The organism is Mesorhizobium sp. M7A.F.Ca.MR.245.00.0.0, assembly GCF_003997415.1.
Classification (GTDB): Bacteria; Pseudomonadota; Alphaproteobacteria; order Rhizobiales; family Rhizobiaceae; genus Mesorhizobium.
In genome coordinates, this window is sequence record NZ_RZTE01000019.1 from 74775 (window position 1) to 95218 (window position 20444).

Below are 20444 nucleotides of genomic sequence, written 5' to 3' on the forward strand. Positions count from 1 at the left end.
CCCCGTTTTATTAGCCGCACCTTATCATGGTTGTCGCGGCACGTCATATGTCTCGAGCTTGACGCCCCGGAATACACCGACCGTTGCCCGCGCCGGTGGCGCGGGGGGCACGTATTTGACCTCTTCCTTGACGACCGGCTGCGGTGCCGCCACCACGGCTGGAGCCGGCTTTACCTTGCCCAGCTCGTCGAGGCGGCTTCCCACTTTTTCCACGGCCTGGGTCAAACCGGCGATCCTGTCCTCGGCGCGCTTTCGCTCGGCGGCAGCCTCGGCTTCCGCTGCTGCCTTCTTGTCGAGCTCCGCCTGCCTGGCGGCGACATCGGCTGGCGTTTCGCTGGTCAGGTCGGAAAGTGTCACCCGTTCGGTCATCTCGCCCTTGCTGGCGGCGGCCTGGCGCAGCGCCAGCGACAACTGGCCCGCCCCTGCCGCCAGCGTCAGCTTCTGCGCATCCTTGGTACTGGCTTCGAGCGTCACTGATTTGACGACAGTGGGGCTGTCCTTGCTCACATCGGCCACCTGGTCGATGGCGAGCACCTTCATGCTCTGCAGCAGCACATCGACAAAACTCCTGTCCGCCCCATCGTCGCCGCGCGCGGTACGCGTTAGAAGTATGTCTACCCGGTCGCCCGGGAAGACGAAGCCGGCAACGCCGAGAACATCATTGACCCGGATGGAAACAGCTTTCATTCCGTCGCCGAGCACTGCCGAAAGCGTGGCGCGCTGGCCAGGGCCCGTGATCTTGGCGGCAAGGATCGGTTCATTGACACTGATCGCCTGCAGCGCCTGCCTGGTGCCTTCGCCGGCCAGGGCATCCTTCGTCGTCTTGAACGCGCCTGCCGGTATGGCGCCTGCCGGCCAGGGAATTTCCCGCAGCTTGTCGGCGCTCAGCGTGTCGCCGAATTTCAGTGGCACCGCCGCCACCACGACCGTGTCGCGCTGCGTGCCATTCGACTGCGCCATCGCATTGCGCTGACTGGCCAGCCAGATGTTGGCAAGCACTACCGCAAGCACGCCGAACACGCCGGCGAGGACAATCATGATGAGAGTATTGGCGCGCATCTTCCCACCCCAAATCGCCCCCCCAAGGGCGATGCTAGTTTCTTCTCAATGCAGAAAACTGGGTCGAGACCGAGTGATCTCGACCCAGGAGTATGGTTACGGAGAGCAAGCGCCCGTGCCGGAGCCAGTCGCACTGACGCCGGAGCCGTCCAGATTGGCGCAGAGACCGGTGAACTGAGCGCCAACCCAACCGCCGATCGCGAGGATTGCCAGCAGCGATGCCGCAGCGATAATGCCGACCAGGATAGAGTATTCGACCATAGCAGCGCCGTTTTCGTCGTCGCGGAACTGCCGGGTCATCGTCATGAGCTTCTTCATGTCAATTTCTCCCTTTGGAGGTTTGAACCCGACGAGACAGAGCTAGGTGATGAACTCCATACCCAAGCATCCCCCGTCATCTCGATCCTAGGTCTCGAGAAAACGCAGAGTCAAACGAGATTAAGGGTCCCTTAACTTTCATGTACATGATTCGGAAAGAATATTACAGTTCCGGATGTAATCAACAGCTTGATTCCTTTCATTTTTCAAGCGCCTTAACCATTCGTTCACAATTTGGCCGCGGATGTGGCAGGATTGAGGAAGCATTAGTAAGAATGCATATTCCTTTATATCTAAGGGTTTAGCGGTGTCTTCCGGGCGGTTGTGTCCCCAAAGTCGGACGAGTCTGGGAAGCGATGCCGACGCCCTGATCGCGAACCGGCAGCCGCACCAAATAAGGCCGTTATTACAGGCTTCTGATCTTAACTATGTAGAAAGTATTGAGGGTACGACAGCCACCTGGACGCTTGTGCCTCCCGTGGTTAACAGTTAGTTTCCGCTAATGAGGGACTAAGGGGAGTATAAGCGACTATGCTGGGGCGGTTCATCAAGGGTCCAAGCGAGCAGCAGGCAGCGCCAAAGGTCGAGCCGCTGGCTGTGCTACCTGTTGCTCCGGCCCTCTCGCCAGCCGCTGACATTGAATCGCATGGCGACGATTTCCTGACGCTTAAGGTCGAGCTTCATCGTCATTTGATCGATCGGTTTAACCTGACCGCTCTTGAAAGTGCCTCCAAGGATGAGATCCTGAATGAGATCCGTCCGATCGTGCGCGAATTCGTTCGCAATCGGAACGTGCCTCTGAATGCACGCGAGCTGGATCAACTGACCGGCGACACCGCCGACGAGATGCTGGGCCTTGGTCCGATCGAACCGTTGCTCAAGGACGACACCATTACCGACATCCTCATCAACACCCACAAGCGCGTCTTCATCGAGCGACGTGGCCTGGTTGAAGAGACTGCAATCCGTTTTCGTGACGAGGCGCATCTGCTGCGCATCATCAACAAGATCGTCTCCGCCATTGGTCGCCGCGTCGATGAATCGTCGCCGATGGTCGATGCCCGGTTGGAAGACGGGTCACGCGTCAATATCGCGGTTCGGCCGATATCGGTTGACGGCCCGCTGGTCTCGATCCGCAAGTTCTCCAAAAATCCCTATTCGCTCGAACGCCTGATGGCAATGAACTCGATCAAGCAGCCGATGATCGACATGCTGCGCATAGCTGTGCAGGCGCGCAAGTCGATCCTGGTTTCCGGCGGCACCGGCAGCGGCAAGACCACCCTGCTCAATGCGCTGTCGAGTTACATCCCCTCCAGGGAACGCCTGATTACCATCGAGGATGCGGCGGAACTGCAATTGCAGCAGCCGCATGTCGGCAGGCTGGAGACACGCCCGCCCAGTGTCGAAGGGAAAGGTGAGGTTCGCCAGCGTGAGCTGGTCAAGAACGCGCTGCGCATGCGTCCCGACCGCATCATCGTCGGCGAGGTGCGCGGCGAGGAAGCCTTCGACATGCTGCAGGCAATGAACACAGGTCACGAGGGCTCAATGACCACCATCCACGCCAACACGCCGCGCGATGCGATCTCGCGGCTGGAGCAGATGGTCGGCATGGCCGGCCTGCCGATGACACATGAGTCCATTCGGGCGCAGATCGCCTCGGCCATCGATATCATCGTTCAGACACAACGGCTCTCGGACGGCGGCAGGCGGGTGACATCGATCTCGGAAATCACCGGAATGGAGGGCAATGTCGTGCAACTCCAGGAGATCTACCATTTCGTCCGGCGCGACGTCGCCGCAGACGGTACGATTATCGGCGATTTTCGTGCCACAGGCGTGAGGCCGAGATTTGCAACGGAGGCGGCAACGCTAGGGCACCATTTCGCCAAGGACGCCTTCAACCCGCAGGTTGCCCTCTGATGCTCACCGGCCAGGAACTGCTCTATTTTATCTATGCACTTGCGGCAGCGTCGGTCATTCTCGCTGGCGAGGCGCTGTATCTTTCCTTTGCCGGGCGGCGAGCGGCGGTTGGCGCCATCAATCGCCGCCTGAAGCGGCTGTCCGATGAAGTTCCGGCTGAGCGAACTTTACAAAACCTGCTGCGCGAGCGAGGTCTGACGGAATCCGGTGACTTTATTTCTGGGATGATCGGGCTGAACAGGCTCTATACCCAGTCCGGCATCACAGGAAACCCGCTCACTTTTGCCGGCATATTCGTCTGTGCCGGGTTAGTGCTAGCGCTGCTGCTGTCGCTTCTGCTGAGCTTCTCTGCTGTGCTGGCGCTCATTGTATTTTTGATTGTAGGGTTTGTGTTGCCTCTTGTTTTGCTGCGCCGCGCTCGCAATAAGCGGATCCAGAAATTCGCCAAGCAACTCCCGAATGCCCTCGACATGATCGTGCGCTCGCTGCGCGCCGGCCATCCAGCCTCGGTGGCGGTTGGGCTAGTTGCGCGCGAGATGCCTGATCCCCTGGGAACGGAATTCGGCATCGTCTCCGATGAAATCACCTTTGGTCTCAGTATCGAACAAGCCGTGCGGAAACTGTCTCAGCGTGTGGGGTTCGAGGGCCTTCACCTGCTTTCTATATCGCTCTCCATACAGTCCAAGACCGGCGGCAATCTCACAGAAATCCTGGCCAATCTTTCCTCGGTTCTACGTGAGCGGCAGAAGTTGCGTATGAAGATCAGAGCCCTTTCGTCCGAGGGGCGTGTCTCGGCCTGGATCATCTCCTTGTTTCCAATCGTAATGTTCTTGATCCTTCAGATCACGGCTCCAACCTACTACGGCAAGGTTTGGCACGATCCGATGATTATGCCGGTATTTTTGGGCTTTGGCCTATGGGCTCTGCTAGGCGACTACATCATGTATCGAATGGTCAACTTCGACTTTTGAGGAGCGTACGATCAATTTGCTTTCCATTACCAACGACCTAAGCTTTCTGGTTTCCACCGCCGTTTTCGTGGCAGCGGTGGCCCTTTTCCTGTTTGGCGCGCTGGTCTTCTTGCCAGCCTTGCAGACGCGAAAGCTGGTCGCGCAAAGCCTCATAGCCGAAGGTGTGGTCGACCCTCGCTCACTGGCGGGGCAGGAACAGTTGGCCAAGATCGCGGCGCAGCGCCCGGTAGATGCATACTTTCGAACGATGGAGAAGGAGCGGGAAGAGCCGAGCGCACTTGAAGCGAAGCTATTTCGCGCCGGCTTCTATCAGACGAACGCTCCATTGATCTACACCCTATCGCGACTTGGCGCGGTATGTGTGGGATTTTTAGCTGCATACGCGTTTCTGCCACGAGTGTTGCCACCGCATCTGCCGGGTTTCTTCGCGCTTGCCGGTTCAGTCCTGCTGGGGTTGGGATGCATTGTGATTCCGAGTATTCTCCTCGACCGTTTCGAAAATGCTCAAAAAGAAACCTATCGCCGTGGGTTCCCGGACTTCATGGACATGATGATCACTTGCGCCGACGCAGGCATGAGCCTTGAGGCTGCAGTCGAGCGCGTTGGTTCGGAACTGGCCGCTACGCACAAATGGCTTGGCATTCAGCTTGCCATCATGAACCTGCAACTGCGCGCGGGAAAGCCTTTGCGCGAGGCGCTGCGTGAACTCGCAGATCGCATTGGGCTTGAAGAAGCAAGGGCGCTGGCCGTGCTGTTCCGCCAATCCGAAGAGTTGGGCACCAGCTTGACGGATGCGTTGCGCGTCTACAGCGAAGAAATGCGAGGACAGAGAATTCTGACAGCAGAAGAGAAAGCCAACTCACTGCCCGTCAAGATGATGATCCCGCTGGGCCTCTGCATCTTCCCGGTCGTGCTGATGGTCATCATGTTGCCGGTCATCATTCGCATGAAGGGCATTTTCTTCTAGTTTGGTATATCATTCGGTCCTAATGTGAGTCGGGGACCCCAAGGGGACACATTGATGAATAGGTCTATCGCGGCTGCGGCCTGTCTGCTCATGGCGGTGCTTGCCGGCTGCCAGACGGCGGACACAACCGACGGGGTCGTTCGCACCAACGAGCCGTCGAAGGGCGACGTGACGTCTTTTGGCGATGCTTTCGATGGGCTGAAAACGGTCAGCGACGTCGAATATTATGCCTCGGACCAGGCCGTTGCCGAAGCCAAGAACCAGTTCCGCGCCGAGAATTACGGCAATGCCGGCGCGCTGTTCTTCAAGGCGACGCAGCTGGCGCCCAATGATGGCAACGCCTGGATGGGACTGGCCGCCTGCACCGACCGGATCCACCGTTTCGACCTTTCCGACAAGGCCTATGCCAGGGCCTTCAAGTTGGTCGGCGCGACGCCCGAATATTACAACAATGTCGGCTATTCCTACCTGCTGCGCGGCAAGCTGCAGGATGCCCGCTCGAACTTCCTCAAGGCTTACGAGCTGGCGCCCAACGACCCGACCGTCGCCAACAATCTGAAGCTTTTGTCGTCCAGCGTGCAGAACGTCGAGCGCTAGCATGCTGCTCGTCGAAGCACTGCTGCTGAAGGCGCTCGCAATCCCTCTGCTGGCAAGGATTGCCTGGATCGATTTCACCACCCAGAAGATCGCCAACCGCGACGTGCTGTTGCTTCTCTGTTTGGGGGCCGGGAGCCTGATACTGCTGTCGATCCAATCCGGATCGTGGTTGGACATGGGGCTAAGTGCCGGTGCCGGGCTTCTGCTGTTTGTCGCACTGCTCCCATTCTGGGCCCTGCGCAAGATCGGAGCCGGCGATGTCAAGCTGCTGGCGGTGGTGCCATTCCTGATTGGCGGACGCGATTTCGCGATGTTTTCGGTGCTGCTTCTGGTCCTCGCTTTGGCCACCGCGGCGATCGTGAAAAAGCCGTTCCTGCTGCCCGCGGGTGCCTTTCGGCTCATTGTCCAGCATCTGGATCGCAAGGGCGTGGTGCCATTCGGCGTGCCGATCTCACTGGCCGCGATCTGTACGATGGCGGTCCTGATCTATCAAAATCTGATGCTGGCGAGCGGTTCCGGAATTCTGAATCAGCTCAATTGACCTCGACAGCCGTTGCATCGTCAGAAACGCAATCACAACGATGTAAGCTTTGCTTAACGGGGCGGCAGGCATTCTATGCGCAAATGGGGCGCTTGAAAATGATACCCAATTATCGATTGGCAATGAATTGGCTGGCGGCTGGATTGATCGTTGGCGCAGTGGCAGTCCCGTTTGCCGCAATTGTCGACAGACCGACTTCACCAACGATTATCAGTGCCGAACCCCCACCGCTCCCGATTATCAAGAAGAAATACATGCGAAAGTGGCGCCTCACGTAGCGGCCAGCGCTTGTCCAATTTGAGTGGGCCTGCAGTCGTTTTTCTCCGTGGATGGCACTTCACCTTTCGGTGGATGCACCGGCCGCGATCAATGACGTGCCCCACACACGACGAATCTTCGCGGGCTTCGACATTCAGGAGCTAGAACTGTTTATAGTGCCTCGGGAGGCAGAGGCGTCCCTGCGCGGCAGTTGATTGTCGCAGGTATGTTGTTACGGCCCGCGTGTCGCCAAATCAACAGCACGCCAATGATCGAGACATAGCCATCCAGAGCATAGTGCCATCCAAAATACACTGATCCATACAAGATCGCGGCCGCATACATCCAGCCGACAATGCCCAGCCGTTTGTTGAGTTTGGAGAGAAACAAGGCATTGAGAAAGGCTATGGCGACATGGATGCTCGGCATCGCCGAGATACCGACGCCGAAGACCGCGCTATCGTCAATGTACGATGCATATAGATAGTCGGATGTGCTCAGCGTCACCGTACCCAGCGGGACGGAAGCAAGGGCAGCCAATAGGTCTGCAAACCGGTCGCCATGGTACATTCGGTCATAGAAGATCGGGCCTGCCGACGATCCAAGAGCCCTCAGGACTGTTCCTAGCAACAGGAGCGTTGCAGCGAACGACAGGAGATATCGAACCCTTATTGGCGTGTTTGGCAGGAATGCTGCAAACAAGACGAAGCCGAAGAATTGAGCAAACCATATTGGCCCATACAGTAAACCGAGGGCTGGTGAGATCCACGAGGGCGTGATGGCGTGAAGGTGTCGCCAAGGCTGACCGAGATGCAAAACCTCATCCAAGTCAGCCAGCGTTCGGTCGGCAAAGAACGGAACCCACGCAGGAATAAGATATTTAAACGTCGAGAAAGCTGCAATCGCCGCGCAGAATATGCCAATCACCCAAGCAGCCCCGATCCCTCGCTTTCGGATGAGGTCCCACAAATACGACATTGGAGCGGAAGGACGCGCTATCACCGAAGCCACGCTAAGCCCGAAGAGCAGCATCAGCGGCAAAGCGAAGAACTGTGTAATCATGTACTTACCCAGCAGCGCAACGAACGCGTGCCATGAAAGCGACGCCGCGACGGCAGTATAAGTCAGGGCAGCTAACCCCAGTCTTCCTTGCACACCAAACCGGGGCCTGGCGGCTACAGTGTCCATCATTGGAGTTCCCCTAGCTCCCACGTTAATTTAGTCAACCACCAATAGGCTCACCCAGCAAGGTCATGCTTGCCGAGAGATTAATGGGCGCGCTGCCCTTCGGCGTGCCAATCTCGTTGGCCGCGATCTACAAAAGTTTGGTGCTGGCGAGCAGTTCCGGAATCCTCAATCAGCCCAACTGACCCCGACAGTTCGCGCGGCTGAACGAACTGCGATCGACGCTTCTTCGGAGCCTTCGCCGGCGCGTTGGCTGATGGAGCAAACGAAAAACCCGCCTGTGCGGCGGGTCACTGGCGCAAATCAGCACCATAGGCAAAAATGTACCATAGCTGAGTGCAGCTAGTCAAGAAAAGATTCCTATCGTGAAAAGCTGCCGGCGCTCCGTCAGTCCCGCAGCAGATCGAACATCAGCTTGAAGAAGCGGTCCGCGTCGACCTCATGGGCGATGCGGGCATTGTCCTTCTCGCCGCGCTCGCCCCAATAATCGGCGATGGTCGCGCCGAAGGCGTAGGTGCCGGACAGGTCGACGCCGATATGGGCAGGGCGCGTGCGCACCAAAGTCCGGTCGATGGCCAGCGCCAGCGCCAGCGGATCGTGCATGGCGCCGCCGACGCCCATCGAGTTGCGATGCAGCTTCTCGTAGAACAGCAGCCAGTCGTTGACGAGCCGGCCGAGCGGCGTGTCGATGGTGGCGAGTTCGGCATATTGCGGCGCCTCGATCAGCACCTGCATGGTGACGTCGAGGCCGACCATCAGGATCGGCACGCCGCTGTCCAGCACGATCTTCAGTGCTTCGGGGTCGCAGAACGCGTTGAACTCGGTCGGCGTGATGATCTCGCTCTTGCGGTAGAACACGCCGCCCATCCAGATCAACTCCTTGATCTTGGGCAGCACATCGCGATGCTTGAGGATCATCAGGCCGATATTGCTGAGCGGGCCGGTGGCGACGACCAGGATCGGTTCGGGCGCGGCGCGCAGTTTGTCGGCCAGGAAATCGACGGCGTGCTGGTCAACCGGCTTGATCGTCGCCTGCGGCAGGTAGGGCGAGCCCTCGAGCCCGCTCGGGCCGTCGGCGGTGCCGAGCACCAGCGGGCGCGCCAGCGGACGGTGACAGCCCCGCGCGACAGGCACGTCGCCAGCGCCGATATATTCCAGGATGCGCAAGGCATTGGCGGTCGTCTTCTCGACTTCCGCATTGCCGCAGGTCGTGGTGACGCCGATGAGTTCGATGGCCGGCGAGCGGTGCGCCATGACCAGCGCAATGGCGTCGTCGTGGCCGGGGTCGCAGTCGAACAGGATAGGGGTTGGCTTGGTCATCATGCCGTCTTTCACGCCGCCCGCTCGTAGCGCGCTATGGTTTTCTTGAAGCCGTCGAGGAAACGCCGGCCGTCCAGGCCGGTGCAGATGCGGGTGGTCTTGGGCCCGCCGCCGGGCAGCAATTGCCGGCCGCGATAGGCGACGGTCTGGCCGCGCGCCAGCCTGCCGTCGAGCACGACGTCGGCGAACAGCGGCTCGGTCATCGTCGCCAGGCCGGGATCGTAAGCCAGCGCCACGGTGATCACGTCGTCCATCGGGAACCCGACGAGGTCGAAGAACTCGCGCCAGATGTCGATGTAGATCGGGAAGCTGTCGGCGATCATCTCAAGGACGGGATTGTCCCTCGCGACGGCCTGCATGTCGGCGATGTCGTCGCGTGTCAGCATCGAATCGGCGACGCGGTTGTCCTCGCAGATGTCGAGCGGCACGAGGATCTTCTCGACATCGGCGTTCAGCACGATGCGCGAGGCCTCCGGATCGGCCCAGATGTTGTATTCCGACAGGGGTGTGATGTTGCCCGGCGTCTGGAAATTGCCGCCGAGCACGATCAGCCGCTTGAGTGCACCGGTCAATCGCGGCTCCTGCAACAGCGCCATCGCCGCGTTGGTCAGCGGACCGGTCGTCACCAGCGTGATCTCGCCCGGATTGGCCATGACCGTGCCGATGATGAAATCGACCGCATGTCCCGACGTGGCCTGCCGCATCGGCGTCGGCGCCGGCGGGTTGAACTTCTTCAGGCGATCGCCGAAACGGGCAACGAGCCGCTTTTCGAAATGCACCGGCGCCTCCATGTCGGCCTTGGCGTTGCCGACGATCGGCCGCCACGCGCCGGCGTGAACCGGGATATCGTCACGCCCGGCGAGCGTCAGCGTGTTGAGGACGACGTTGGTGACCTGCTCGATCGGGCCGGCGGCACCGGTCACAGTGGTCACGCCCTCGAGCCGCAGCTTCGGATTGACCGCTGCAAACAGCACGGCGAGAATATCGTCGCCGGCCGAATCCACGTCGAGGATTATGCGTTCCATAGAGGCTTCCTTCACTGGGGATTTTTGCCGCCGGCTTCAGTGTTCTTGTCTACCGACAGCAGCTTACGCATCGATTCCAGCGTCTCGGCGATAATCCTCGGACGCGCCCGGTAGGACAGCGCGAACAATGCGATCAGCGCGACGACATAGGGCACGGTTAGAACCAGGTAGGACGGATAGCCGAACGTCTGCAGGCGCAGCGAAAAGGCATCGGCGAAGCCGAACAGCAGGCAGCCGGCCAGCACCTTCAGCGGATCGCCGTTGGAAAAGATCAGGATCGCCACCGCCATGAAACCGCGGCCCGACGACATGTTTTCGGTGAACATGGTGATGTAGCCGAGCGACAGATGAGCGCCGGCGAGGCCCGCCAGCAATCCGCACAGCAGCGACGCGATGTAGCGGACGCGGGTGATCGAGATGCCAAGCGCCTCGGCGGCTTCCGGCTTTTCGCCGACGACACGGATATAGAGGCCGAGCCGTGTCCGGTTGTAGCAGACGACCAGCAGCGGCACGGCGATGAAGGCGACATAGACGAGCGGCGTGAAGCCGGAGATCAGCGGCGCCCACGAGCCGAGAAGGTCGCGGGCACCGGGCAGCTGGACTTTCGGCAGGCCGACGATGCCGTGACCGACGATCGAGCCGCGCGTGCCGAAGATCGCTTTCATCAGCGAGATTGTCATGCCGCCGGCCAGGATGTTGAGGGCCAGCCCGACGACCACTTCATTGGCCTTGAAGCTCACCACCAGGACAGCAAAAACCAGGGCGAAGACGAGCGCCGCCGCGACGCCGCAGGCGACCCCCGCCAGCGCGGAACCGGTCCAGATCGACCCGAGGACGGCGAAGAAGGCGCCGATCAGCATCTGCCCCTCGAGGCCGATGTTGAAGATGCCGGCCTTGGTGGTGAACGAGCCGCCAAGCGCGACCAGAAGGATGGGCGCGGTGGTGCGAAGCGTCGCCGCGATCAGCGCGACGTTGATGAGCTTGTCTAGAATTTCCATCGCCGCTCCCCTGCCTGGCTGTCGCCACGCTTTCTCACAAGCACCTGGGCCGACACGCTGAGGATGATCAGCGCCTGGATCACGGTGATGATTTCGCGCGACGCGCTGGTATCGACCTCGAGCAGCAACGATCCGTTGCGCAGCGCGCCGAAGAACAGTGCGGTGAAGATGGTGGCGACCGGCGAACCATTGGCGAGCAGGGCGGCGATCAGCCCGTCGAAGCCGAAACCGGGAGCAAATCCTTCCATGAAGCGGTGATGGACGCCGAGCGTCTCGACGCCGCCGGCCAGCCCGCCGACGGCCCCCGAAAGCAGCAGGACCAGGAAACCCTGCCGTTTCACGTTGACGCCGCCATATTCGGCGAATTTGGGCGCCGAACCGACCATCGTGACGCTGTAACCCCATTTGGTGTAGCGGAAGACAAGGGCTGCGCCGACCGCCAGCACCAGGCCAATGACCAGGCCCCAGTTCAACCGCGAAAAGGTGAAGATCTCCGGCAGATAGGATGTCGCCAGGATCGGCGGCGTCTCCGACCAGCCGCCCGGCCGCTTGAACAGGAAGATGGTGAAGTAGGACGTGAGCAGCACCGCCACGTAGTTCGACAGGATCGTCGAGACGACTTCGTTGGTGTTGTAGCGGGCGCGGAAGTAGGCGGGGATGGCGACCCAGGCCGCGCCTGCCACGACCGCGAGCGCCAGCGCGGCCAGCGTGTGAATGCCCGCGGGCAGGGGCATGGCAAAGCCGACCCACGCGGCGGCGAAGCCGCCGAGGAACAGCTGGCCCTCGATGCCGACGTTGAACATGCCACCGCGCAGGCCGATGCAGGCGGCGACACCGCAGATCAGGATCGGCGTCGTCTGCAGCAAGGTCCCGGCGATCTTCTCCTGATCGCCGAAGGCGCCGCGCAACAGCGTCATGAACACACGCACCGGGCTTTCGCCGACCATGAGGATGATGATCGCGCCCATCAGCAGCGCCACGCCGATGGCGATCACCTGGCCGGAAACGGCACGCAAATGGTCTGTCATGATGCGGTCTCCGCGGCGAATTCCGGCACGGCCACGCCTGCCATCATCATGCCGATGCGCTCCTCGTCGGCATCGTCGCCGGCGACCTCGCCCATGATCCGCCCGTTGAACATCACCAGGACGCGGTCGGCAAGGGCGGCCAGTTCGTCGAGCTGCACGGAAATCAGCAGGATTGCGCGGCCGGCGGCGCGCTGGCGCATGATCTCGTCATGAATGGCCTCCTGGGCGCCGATGTCGACGCCGCGCGTCGGCTGGTCGATCAGCAGGAAATCGGCGCCGTTGGTGAATTCGCGCGCCAGAACGACCTTCTGGATGTTTCCCCCCGAAAGCCGCTTGACCGCATCGCCCGGTCCGCGCGCGCGAATATCGAAGCTCTTGATCAGCGTTTCGGCGTTTTGATTTATGGCATTCCAGTTGAGCATGCCGGCGCGGCTCCATGGGGCGCGATGCTGGCGGCCCATCAGGGTGTTGGCTGCTATCGAAGCATTGCGATCGACCCCGCGCACCATGCGGTCGCCTGGAACATGGGCGAGGCCTGCCTGGCGGATCGCGGCGGGGGAGAGCGCGGTGAGATTCCGGCCCTTCAGCCACGCCCCGCCATGGCTTGCCGGTCGCAAGCCCGAAAGCACTTCCGCCAGCTCCGTCTGTCCATTGCCGGCCACACCCGCGATCCCCACCACCTCGCCGGAGCGGACGGTGAAACTGGCATCGCGAAGAGCCGGCAGCAGGCGATCGTCGCGCGCCCACAGATCCTTGACTTCGAGCACCACGTCGCCGTGCAGCGAAGCGCGCGGCCGGCGGTCGAAGCTCACCTCGCGGCCGACCATCATGTGCACCAACTCGTCCTTGCTGAGCTCGGCCGTCGGCCGGGTCGCCACCTTCCTGCCGTTGCGCAGCATTGTCACCGTGTCGGACACTTCCATCACCTCTTCCAGGTGATGCGAAATGAAGATCACCGTCATGCCTTCGGCCACGAAGCTGCGCAGTGTCTGGAACAGTTCACGGCTTTCCTGCGGCGTCAGCACGGCGGTCGGTTCATCGAGGATGATGGTGCGCGCGCCGCGCACCAGAACCTTAAGGATTTCGATGCGTTGCTCTATGCCGACCGAGAGCAGCCCGACGCGCTCGGTCGGATCGACCTGCAGGCCGAAGCGCTTCGACAGGTCGCGCGTGCGCGCAACCTGTGCGGCGTGGTCGATCAGCCCATGGCGACGGATTTCCATACCGAGAAAGACGTTGTCGGCAACCGAGAGCGAGGGAACCAGCTTGAAATGCTGGTGAACCATGCCGAGGCCGGCCTTTATCGCCACGGACGGATCGGCGATCACGATCTCTTCACCGTTCAGCCGGATCGAGCCTTCGTCCGGCTGCAAGAGGCCGAACAGGATGTTCATCAGCGTCGTCTTGCCGGCACCATTCTCGCCGATGATGGCGTGGATCTCGCCGCGGCGGACCGCAAGGTCGATGCCGTCATTGGCGACGAATGCGCCAAAACGCTTGGTGATGCCAGTCAACTCGACGGCCATCGCGGCATTGCTGTGGAGGGTCGGCGACCCCGGCGTGTTCGACAACGTGGCTCTCGCAGATTGGACACTGATCCGCCGCGGCAAGCCGCGGCGGATCAGTGTAGCGCTTTCTTGGGAGGGAGGCGCTGTTGTTGGCTTACTTTGCCTTGGCGATCACGATCTTGCCGTCGACGATGCCCTTTTTGATCTCGTCCAGCTTGGCGGTCACGTCAGCGGGGATCTTTGGGGCAATATCATTGCAGACCTTGACCTCGACACCGCCCGAGGCGAGGTCGAAAGTGCGGGTGCCGGCGGTGATCTTGCGGCCCTCGACCTCGTCCTTGATCAGCGTGTAGACGGCGATGTCGCCGCGCTTCAGCATGCTGGCGAGCACATTTCCGGGAGCCGAGCCGCACATGTCGATGTCGACGCCGATCGAATATTTGTCGACCGCGGCACTTGCCTGCATCACGCCTTCACCCGTCGGGCCGGCGACGTTGTAGACAATGTCGGAGCCCTGGCCGTAAAGCGCCTGGGCAAGTTCGCTTCCCTTGGCCGGGTCGTCGAAGGTTCCGGCGAAGACGGAGTTTACCTTGACGTCGGGCGCGGCATATTTGGCGCCTTGCTCGTAGCCGCCCAGGAAGTTGCGGATCACCGGGATATCGCGGCCGCCGACAAAGCCGATCGCCTTGCCGTCGCCGATCTTGTCGAAGGCGGTGCCCTTGGCTTCGATCATGCCGGCAAGTGCACCGGCCACGAAGGATCCCTGCTCCTCGGCGAAATTGGCGTAGATCATCTTGGGGTTGTCGAGGACGCCATCGATGAACACGAAGCGCTGGTCGGGATATTCGGCGCTGACCTTTTGCAGCGAGTCCACCAGCTCCCAGCCCATCACGAAGATGAGGTCGTACTGCTTGCCCTTGGCAAGATTCTCGAACTGCTGCTGGTAGTCGAGCGCGCGATTGCCGGTGTCGACCAGCTTGAGGTCGATGCCGAAATCGGTCTTGGCCTTGTTGAGGCCGTTGACGATCGAAACGCCAAAACCCTGTGCGAAATATCCCGAGATCGCGGCTACGGAAACCTTGTTCTGTGCGGCGGCCGGTCCGAACGAAATGGCAAGCATCGTGCCGGCCAGAAATAAACTCTTGAGCGCCCTTTTCATGTCATTCCCCTTCAGCTTTTTCCAGCTTTTGAAGCCACGCTTTGACCATCCCCACATATCGCCGTAACAACGGCGAGTTCGTTGATGGTCATATGAGTTTAGGAGCGGCTTAACAGGCTGTCAATCGTCATCCGATGCAGTTTTCTTGGCCCTTCGCCCACGTGCTCGACGTCTGCGCTTGACAAATGTCGACGGGCATAATTGTTGATACTCTAATGAGTTTTCATGAACGACGGGATGAAGGAAGCGAAACAATGCCGGCTGTGGTGGTCAGGAAATTTCTGGTTCAGGTCGAAGAGATATTCCATGAGGGCGGACCCCACGCGGCACGCCCGCTCAAGCGAGGCGCGGTCGTCGCGGTCATTGCCAACCCTTTTGCCGGACGCTATGTCGAGGAGATCACCGGCTTCATGGAAGACCTGAAGCCGCTCGGTCTCGATATGGCCCGGCGCCTGATCGACGCCATTGGTGAAGGCGGCCAGGCCATCGAAGGCTATGGCAAGGGTGCCATAGTCGGCGCCGCCGGCGAGCTTGAACATGGCGCGCTCTGGCACAATCCGGGCGGCTATGCGATGCGCGAACTGCTCGGCAATGCCAAGGCGATCGTGCCTTCGACCAAGAAGGTCGGCGGCCCCGGAACGCGCATCGACATCCCGATCACGCACATAAACGCCTCCTATGTGCGCAGCCATTTCGATGCGATCGAGATAGGCATTGCCGATGCGCCGCGCGGCGACGAAATGGCGGTCATCCTGGCGATGACCACCGGCGCACGCGTCCATGCACGGGTCGGCGGCCTTGCTGCCGCCGACATCAAGGGCGAGGACGGATTGCGATGAGCCCGGAAATTCGCCGCATCATCACCATCGTCGAGGAAACCCGGATCGAAGGCGGACGGCCCGTCGATCCGCCGACGCGGCGTGCCGCAGCCATCGCGGTGATCCGCAACCCCTATGCGGGTACCTATGTCGAGGACCTGTCGGCACTGAGCGCCATAGGCGAAGCCCTGGGCGATATCTTGCCCAGGCGCGCGGTCGCTGCTCTGGGCATTGCCGGCGACCGGGTCGAGAGCTTCGGCAAGGCCGCCGCCGTCGGCGCCGATGGCGAGCTCGAACATGCCGCCGCCATCCTTCATCCAAAGCTCGGCGCCCCGTTCCGCGATGTGCTTGGCAAGGGCGCCGCGCTCATTCCTTCATCGAAGAAGCGCGGCGGCCTCGGCGTGTCGCTCGATATTCCGCTCGGTCACAAGGATGCGGCGCGGGTGCGCAGCCATTTCGACGGCATGGAGGTTCGTGTTCCCGACGCACCGCGTGCCGACGAGATCGTCGTCGCAATCGCCGTCACCGATTCCGGCAGGCCGCACCCGCGCGTCGGCGGGCTGACCAAGGACAAGATTGTCGGGATTGACGGCGTCGGCTGACCGTCAGGCCGCCAGGACTTCCGGCACGCGCATCGCCGGAGGCGTATTTCTGCTCCGGCCGGTCCGCACCACGCCGTCGATGACGACCATTCCAATGCCTGGAAGATTGCCCAGCGCCACGCTGTCGAGCAGCCCGTCGCCGGCGCCGCCGATCGCCTGATCCATGAAGATCAGGTCGGCGGCGCGACCGACCTCGATCAAACCGCGATCGTCCAGTCCGCGCACGCGCGCCGTGTTGCCGCTGGCAAGACAGAACGCCACTTCCGGCGCGATGCCGCCCAGCGAAGCCAGCATGGTGAGCGTCCGCAGGATGCCGAGCGGCTGCACGCCGGATCCGGCCGGGCTGTCGGTGCCGAGGATGACGCGCGAAAGTTCGCCGCGCTGCCTTGCCAGATCGAGCACGAACAGTCCGGTGCGCAAATTGCCGTTATGGACGATTTCAAGCGCCCTCGAGCCCTTCTCGCAGATCTGCCGTATTTCCGCGTCGGGCAGGGCGGTTGGCCCGCCATTGACGTGGGCGACAATGTCGGCGTCGACCTCCAGCACGACATCCGCGCCGATGCGGCCGGAGCCGGGCAGCGACGGGCCGCCCGTGTGGGTCATCGAGGTCATGCCGTATTTGCGCGCCCAGGCGATCATCTGCCGGCCGGTCGGCCCATCCTTGACGCCGCCAAGCCCGACCTCGCCGACAAGCGTCACGCCGGCCTCGGCGAGACTGCGGAAGTCTTCCTCGGTAAGGCCGGGTTCCAGGATCGGTGCCCCGGCCAGGATCTTCATGCCGTTCGGACGGAAGTTGGAGAAGGTGCGTTGGGCAGCGATCGCCAGCGCCTTCAGCCCGACCAGGTCGCGCGGTCGGCCCGGCGTGTGGACTTCCCCCGCCGAGATCATGGTGGTGACGCCGCCATGCACGGTCGAATCCATCCAGCCGATCTGGTTCTGCCGAGGCGTCCAGTCGCCGGCCACCGGATGGGCGTGGTTGTCGATAAGACCCGGCGCGAGCGCGCAGCCCATCGCATCGATGACCGTCGCCGCGCTGCCGCCATCAATGTCGCCTGCCTTGCCAATGCCGGTGATACGTCCATCGGTCACGACGATGGTGTCGGCGTCGATGATCGGTTGTGCTAGATCGCCACTCAGCATGAGACCGATATTGCGGACGACGAGCGTGTTGGCAGACGACTGGAGGTCGGACGACATCGGTTCTCACTTTTGCTGTTATGGAAAAAAGGACTGGACGCGGCTTATTTGCCGCCGTCGCCATTCGATGGGTCGTCGTCGTTGATGCGCTGGAGCAGGCGAAGCAGCGTCGCCTGCTCGGCCGGTGAGAGCGGCGACAGGAACCGCCGCCCGACCTCGACGCTGCGTTCGAGCCGCTCCAGCGTGTAGTCGGTCCCTTTGCTGGTCAGCGCGATCATCGTCAGGCGCTGGTCGGTTTCGGAGGCGCTGCGCGTGATCAGCCCGTGTTTGAGCAGTTTGCGCATGACGATGCTGATGGTCGATGGGTCCATCGCCGTCAGCCGGCCGAGATGGTTCTGCGAAACTTCGCCATGCTTGAGGATCGTGGCGAGCGCCGCGAATTGCGTTGGCGAAAGGTCTTCGCCGGCCATGACCTGCTGGAAGCGCAACGTCGCGCGCTGATGCGCCCGGCGGATGACGTGCGCCGGGTGGCGGTCCAGTTCATAGCCGGTCCCGGCGTACTGCTGCAGCACCTGCTCGCGGCTCGGGGGTGCATCGCCGCTCGGCGTTTTCGGCGCCGCGCCTTTTTCGGATTCAGTCGTCACACCGGACTCCTATCGCCGCTGTCTTGGATGTCGCCGGTTTGGAAAAAGCTCAAGCCGCAACCTCCGCTGGTTGAAGCGACGTCCCGTCGCGGAGGGCTGCGACGACATCAGCCGAATCGCTGACCACGCCGAAATGGGTCGCTATGTCATAGAGCGAGCTTTCCTGCTCGCGCGGTCCCGTCGCCGCGCAGCAGTCGCTGGGCACCACCACCTCATAGCCCTGGAAAAAGGCGTCATGGACGGTCGAGCGCACGCAGATGTTGGTGACCACGCCGAAGATGACCAACTGGTCGGTCTGCATGTCTTTCAACGTCAGGTCGAGGTCGGTTTGAAAGAAGGCAGAGTAGCGCCGCTTGATCACATGGATCTCATCGTCGCGGGCGCCGAGATCCTCGATGATCTCCGGCCCCCAGCTTCCATCCAGGCAATGCGGTGTGCGCTTCAGCCATTCGCGCTCGCGTCGCATGCCCGGCCGGTGGCTGTCATGGACCCAGATCACCGGCACGCCGGCGGCGCGCGCGGCCTCGATCACGGCCAGTTGCGGCGCGACCAGCGTCTCGTACCCAGGCAGGACCATGGCCCCGCCGGGCTTGCAGAACTCATTGACCATATCGATGACGATAACGGCTGCACGGCGTGGATCGAGGCGCACCGCGTCATCGTGCCGATGTGAGGAAAAACTGTCCACGGACATGGCGAGCTCCTTTGACCGATCGTTGATGCTCATACAAAAAACCCTAGCGGATGCCAAGTCAATCCCGTTCGACGCAAAGCGTGCCGGTCGGCCTTGCGCACCGCGCTCCGACAAGCGTATGCGCTATTTGTCCATCGCGAAATGGCCTTGACAACGCTTGTCAGGCATGTGCTCGATTTGTATGACCATCAATGATATCCAAGCCGCTGAATTGCAGAGCCGAGGCCGAGATATGAAAACCATCGTCACCGGAGCCAGTGGCCTGCTTGGCCGCCATGTGGCCGAGGCTCTGGTTGCGGCCGGCCACGATGTGCTTGGTGTCGATGCCGTGGTGCCGGGTGAGGTCGCATGGCGCCACGCAACCGCCGATTTGACCGATCTGGGATCGACACTGCAACTGGTGCGCGATTGCGATGCCGTTGTGCATGTCGCGGCCATTCCGCGGCCGACCGGCCGGGCCGGCGGCGAGGTGTTCAAGACCAACATCGCGACCGCCTACAATGTGGTCGAGGCAGCTGCCATGGCCGGCGCCAGGCGCTTCGTCTATGCCTCGTCCTTCAGCGTTTTCGGCTATCCCTTTTTCGAGAAACCTGTGCGGCCGCCCTATCTGCCGGTCGACTTGAACCATCCGGTCGGCGCGCAGGACCCGTACGGCCTGTCGAAATGGCTGGGCGAGGAAATCGTCGACGCGGCGGTGCGCCGCGGTGCCTTCTCGGCGGTCAGTGTCCGCATGCCGTGGATCCAGACGCCGGGTTCTTTTTTCGACGGCGTCGGGCCGCGCCGCGCCACTGCCGACAGTGCCCGCGACCTGTGGGCCTATCTGGATGCGCGCGACGCCGGGCAGGGCTTCCTGCGGGCGCTTGAGTGGCAAGGCGATAGCCATCTGCGCGTCCTCCTGAGCGCCGCCGACACATTCATGGAAGAGGAAACCGAAGCGCTTTTGCGCCGGGTCTATCCTGATGTCCCCCTGTCACGGTCGATCGCCGGTTTCGGCGCCGTGCTCGACACGGTCCATGCGCGCGAAACGATCGGCTTCGAACCACAGTATTCATGGCGTTCCTATCCAAAGCCGGAGACCCTGGGATGAAACGGTTCGACCAGAAAAAGGTCCTCGTCACCGGCGGCGCCGGCGCGATCGGCAGCGCAGCGGTGCGGCGTTTCCTTGACGAAGGCGCACGGGTCGCCATTGTCGACCGCCATGGCGCGGCGGCGCAGCAACTGGCTCGCTCCCTCGGCGGCGGCGTCCTGGCGATCGAGGCTGACGTCACCGACGAAGCGGGTGTGCGGCGCGCCGTCGAGGCGACCGTCGAGACGTTCGGCGGCCTCGACGTGGTGTTCAACAATGCCGGCATTTCCGGCGTCGTCGCTCCCGTTCACGACCTGCCGGTCGAGGACTGGGATACGACCATCCGCATCAATCTGCGCGGCATCTTCCTCGTGCTGCAGGCTTCGCTTCGGGCGATGATCAAGGCCGGGACCGGTGGCTCGATCGTCAACATGGGCTCGTCCATGGCCGGTTGGGACGTCCTTTCGGGTGGTGCCGGCTATGTCGCTTCCAAACACGGCGTGGTCGGCCTGACGCGGGTCGCGGCGCTCGATGCCGCGCCCTACGGCATACGCGTCAATGCGATCTGCCCCGGCGTGATCGAGACGACGCTTGGCGTGCCGGCTTCCGGCAACGGCGAATTCAACAGC

The 20444-nt window shown here is 61.8% G+C and carries 21 protein-coding genes; 9 read left to right on the forward strand and 12 right to left on the reverse strand.

Annotation, left to right across the window (positions count from 1 at the left end; all coding sequences use genetic code 11):
* Positions 1-24: 24 nt before the first annotated feature.
* Both cpaB and EOB80_RS19860 read right to left on the reverse strand, forming a co-directional pair.
* Positions 25-1059, reverse strand: a complete 1035-nt coding sequence (cpaB, locus tag EOB80_RS19855; RefSeq protein WP_127329151.1) for a Flp pilus assembly protein CpaB — start codon at positions 1057-1059, stop codon at positions 25-27.
* A 96-nt stretch (positions 1060-1155) separates the two neighbouring features.
* Positions 1156-1377, reverse strand: a complete 222-nt coding sequence (locus tag EOB80_RS19860; RefSeq protein WP_127329153.1) for a Flp family type IVb pilin — start codon at positions 1375-1377, stop codon at positions 1156-1158.
* A 531-nt stretch (positions 1378-1908) separates the two neighbouring features.
* Between EOB80_RS19860 and EOB80_RS19865 the strand changes: the two genes are divergently transcribed.
* From EOB80_RS19865 to EOB80_RS19885, 5 genes are read left to right on the forward strand one after another with little or no spacing between them, the layout of a single operon-like run.
* Complete coding sequence (locus tag EOB80_RS19865) at positions 1909-3297, forward strand: CpaF family protein (protein ID WP_127329155.1); 1389 nt, start codon at positions 1909-1911, stop codon at positions 3295-3297.
* Positions 3297-4268 carry a type II secretion system F family protein gene (locus EOB80_RS19870; RefSeq protein WP_127329157.1) on the forward strand — a complete coding sequence of 324 codons (972 nt, stop codon included), beginning with the start codon at positions 3297-3299 and terminating at the stop codon, positions 4266-4268. The genes EOB80_RS19865 and EOB80_RS19870 overlap by 1 nt, the downstream gene beginning before the upstream one ends.
* 10 nt (positions 4269-4278) lie before the next feature.
* Positions 4279-5235, forward strand: coding sequence for a type II secretion system F family protein (locus tag EOB80_RS19875; protein WP_164762674.1), 957 nt, complete (start codon positions 4279-4281; stop codon positions 5233-5235).
* Between the two features lie 54 nt (positions 5236-5289).
* Positions 5290-5832: a tetratricopeptide repeat protein gene (locus tag EOB80_RS19880; protein WP_127329161.1), complete on the forward strand. Its 543-nt coding sequence runs from the start codon at positions 5290-5292 to the stop codon at positions 5830-5832.
* Position 5833: 1 nt separating this feature from the next.
* Positions 5834-6373, forward strand: coding sequence for a prepilin peptidase (locus EOB80_RS19885; protein ID WP_127329163.1), 540 nt, complete (start codon positions 5834-5836; stop codon positions 6371-6373).
* 429 nt (positions 6374-6802) lie between these two features.
* Here EOB80_RS19885 and EOB80_RS19890 read toward each other — a convergent pair whose 3' ends face one another.
* The 7 genes from EOB80_RS19890 to EOB80_RS19925 form a co-directional block, all read right to left on the reverse strand.
* The gene (locus EOB80_RS19890; RefSeq protein WP_127329165.1) at positions 6803-7822 is read right to left on the reverse strand and encodes a phosphatase PAP2 family protein; all 1020 of its coding nucleotides are present in this window, start codon (positions 7820-7822) and stop codon (positions 6803-6805) included.
* Positions 7823-8203: 381 nt separating this feature from the next.
* Complete coding sequence (locus tag EOB80_RS19900) at positions 8204-9139, reverse strand: nucleoside hydrolase (protein ID WP_127329167.1); 936 nt, start codon at positions 9137-9139, stop codon at positions 8204-8206.
* An 8-nt stretch (positions 9140-9147) separates the two neighbouring features.
* Positions 9148-10161 (reverse strand): nucleoside hydrolase, encoded by a 1014-nt coding sequence (locus tag EOB80_RS19905; protein ID WP_127329169.1) that lies wholly within the window; start codon positions 10159-10161, stop codon positions 9148-9150.
* A gap of 11 nt (positions 10162-10172) precedes the next feature.
* The gene (locus tag EOB80_RS19910) at positions 10173-11159 is read right to left on the reverse strand and encodes an ABC transporter permease (protein ID WP_127329171.1); all 987 of its coding nucleotides are present in this window, start codon (positions 11157-11159) and stop codon (positions 10173-10175) included.
* Positions 11147-12187 (reverse strand): ABC transporter permease, encoded by a 1041-nt coding sequence (locus EOB80_RS19915; RefSeq protein WP_127319584.1) that lies wholly within the window; start codon positions 12185-12187, stop codon positions 11147-11149. The genes EOB80_RS19910 and EOB80_RS19915 overlap by 13 nt, the downstream gene beginning before the upstream one ends.
* Entirely contained in the window at positions 12184-13713 is a 1530-nt protein-coding gene (locus EOB80_RS19920; protein WP_127329173.1) for an ABC transporter ATP-binding protein, read from the reverse strand. The genes EOB80_RS19915 and EOB80_RS19920 overlap by 4 nt, the downstream gene beginning before the upstream one ends.
* A 136-nt stretch (positions 13714-13849) precedes the next feature.
* Positions 13850-14854, reverse strand: a complete 1005-nt coding sequence (locus EOB80_RS19925) for a BMP family ABC transporter substrate-binding protein (RefSeq protein ID WP_127329175.1) — start codon at positions 14852-14854, stop codon at positions 13850-13852.
* Between the two features lie 254 nt (positions 14855-15108).
* Here EOB80_RS19925 and EOB80_RS19930 point away from each other — a divergent pair, with 254 nt between their 5' ends.
* Complete coding sequence (locus EOB80_RS19930) at positions 15109-15693, forward strand: amino acid synthesis family protein (protein ID WP_023809103.1); 585 nt, start codon at positions 15109-15111, stop codon at positions 15691-15693.
* Positions 15690-16274, forward strand: coding sequence for an amino acid synthesis family protein (locus tag EOB80_RS19935; protein WP_127329177.1), 585 nt, complete (start codon positions 15690-15692; stop codon positions 16272-16274). Before EOB80_RS19930 ends, EOB80_RS19935 begins: the two co-directional genes overlap by 4 nt.
* Positions 16275-16277: 3 nt before the next feature.
* Here EOB80_RS19935 and EOB80_RS19940 read toward each other — a convergent pair whose 3' ends face one another.
* The 3 genes from EOB80_RS19940 to EOB80_RS19950 are packed head-to-tail and all read right to left on the reverse strand — an operon-like array spanning position 16278 to position 18749.
* Positions 16278-17471, reverse strand: a complete 1194-nt coding sequence (locus EOB80_RS19940) for an amidohydrolase family protein (protein ID WP_127329179.1) — start codon at positions 17469-17471, stop codon at positions 16278-16280.
* Positions 17472-17515: 44 nt separating this feature from the next.
* Complete coding sequence (locus EOB80_RS19945) at positions 17516-18055, reverse strand: MarR family winged helix-turn-helix transcriptional regulator (protein WP_127329181.1); 540 nt, start codon at positions 18053-18055, stop codon at positions 17516-17518.
* 49 nt (positions 18056-18104) lie between these two features.
* On the reverse strand, positions 18105-18749 hold the full coding sequence (locus EOB80_RS19950) for an isochorismatase family cysteine hydrolase (RefSeq protein WP_127329183.1): 645 nt from the start codon (positions 18747-18749) through the stop codon (positions 18105-18107).
* Between the two features lie 232 nt (positions 18750-18981).
* Between EOB80_RS19950 and EOB80_RS19955 the strand changes: the two genes are divergently transcribed.
* Positions 18982-19836, forward strand: coding sequence for an NAD(P)-dependent oxidoreductase (locus EOB80_RS19955; RefSeq protein ID WP_127329185.1), 855 nt, complete (start codon positions 18982-18984; stop codon positions 19834-19836).
* Positions 19833-20444, forward strand: a 612-nt coding sequence (locus EOB80_RS19960; protein ID WP_281058032.1) for an SDR family NAD(P)-dependent oxidoreductase, incomplete at its 3' end; no start/stop codon positions are given. The genes EOB80_RS19955 and EOB80_RS19960, both read left to right, overlap by 4 nt.

Excerpts from the sequence above, each read along its gene's own strand:
- EOB80_RS19870 (WP_127329157.1), top strand. The coding sequence starts at position 3,297 with ATGCTCACCGGCCAGGAACTGCTCTATTTTATCTATGCACTTGCGGCA.
- cpaB (WP_127329151.1), bottom strand. The coding sequence starts at position 1,059 with ATGCGCGCCAATACTCTCATCATGATTGTCCTCGCCGGCGTGTTCGGC.
- EOB80_RS19935 (WP_127329177.1), top strand. The coding sequence starts at position 15,690 with ATGAGCCCGGAAATTCGCCGCATCATCACCATCGTCGAGGAAACCCGG.
- EOB80_RS19955 (WP_127329185.1), top strand. The coding sequence starts at position 18,982 with ATGAAAACCATCGTCACCGGAGCCAGTGGCCTGCTTGGCCGCCATGTG.
- EOB80_RS19900 (WP_127329167.1), bottom strand. The coding sequence starts at position 9,139 with ATGATGACCAAGCCAACCCCTATCCTGTTCGACTGCGACCCCGGCCAC.
- EOB80_RS19925 (WP_127329175.1), bottom strand. The coding sequence starts at position 14,854 with ATGAAAAGGGCGCTCAAGAGTTTATTTCTGGCCGGCACGATGCTTGCC.
- EOB80_RS19905 (WP_127329169.1), bottom strand. The coding sequence starts at position 10,161 with ATGGAACGCATAATCCTCGACGTGGATTCGGCCGGCGACGATATTCTC.
- EOB80_RS19910 (WP_127329171.1), bottom strand. The coding sequence starts at position 11,159 with ATGGAAATTCTAGACAAGCTCATCAACGTCGCGCTGATCGCGGCGACG.
- EOB80_RS19885 (WP_127329163.1), top strand. The coding sequence starts at position 5,834 with ATGCTGCTCGTCGAAGCACTGCTGCTGAAGGCGCTCGCAATCCCTCTG.
- EOB80_RS19940 (WP_127329179.1), bottom strand. The coding sequence starts at position 17,471 with ATGTCGTCCGACCTCCAGTCGTCTGCCAACACGCTCGTCGTCCGCAAT.
- EOB80_RS19915 (WP_127319584.1), bottom strand. The coding sequence starts at position 12,187 with ATGACAGACCATTTGCGTGCCGTTTCCGGCCAGGTGATCGCCATCGGC.
- EOB80_RS19860 (WP_127329153.1), bottom strand. The coding sequence starts at position 1,377 with ATGAAGAAGCTCATGACGATGACCCGGCAGTTCCGCGACGACGAAAAC.
- EOB80_RS19950 (WP_127329183.1), bottom strand. The coding sequence starts at position 18,749 with ATGTCCGTGGACAGTTTTTCCTCACATCGGCACGATGACGCGGTGCGC.
- EOB80_RS19865 (WP_127329155.1), top strand. The coding sequence starts at position 1,909 with ATGCTGGGGCGGTTCATCAAGGGTCCAAGCGAGCAGCAGGCAGCGCCA.
- EOB80_RS19920 (WP_127329173.1), bottom strand. The coding sequence starts at position 13,713 with ATGGCCGTCGAGTTGACTGGCATCACCAAGCGTTTTGGCGCATTCGTC.
- EOB80_RS19930 (WP_023809103.1), top strand. The coding sequence starts at position 15,109 with ATGCCGGCTGTGGTGGTCAGGAAATTTCTGGTTCAGGTCGAAGAGATA.
- EOB80_RS19880 (WP_127329161.1), top strand. The coding sequence starts at position 5,290 with ATGAATAGGTCTATCGCGGCTGCGGCCTGTCTGCTCATGGCGGTGCTT.
- EOB80_RS19890 (WP_127329165.1), bottom strand. The coding sequence starts at position 7,822 with ATGATGGACACTGTAGCCGCCAGGCCCCGGTTTGGTGTGCAAGGAAGA.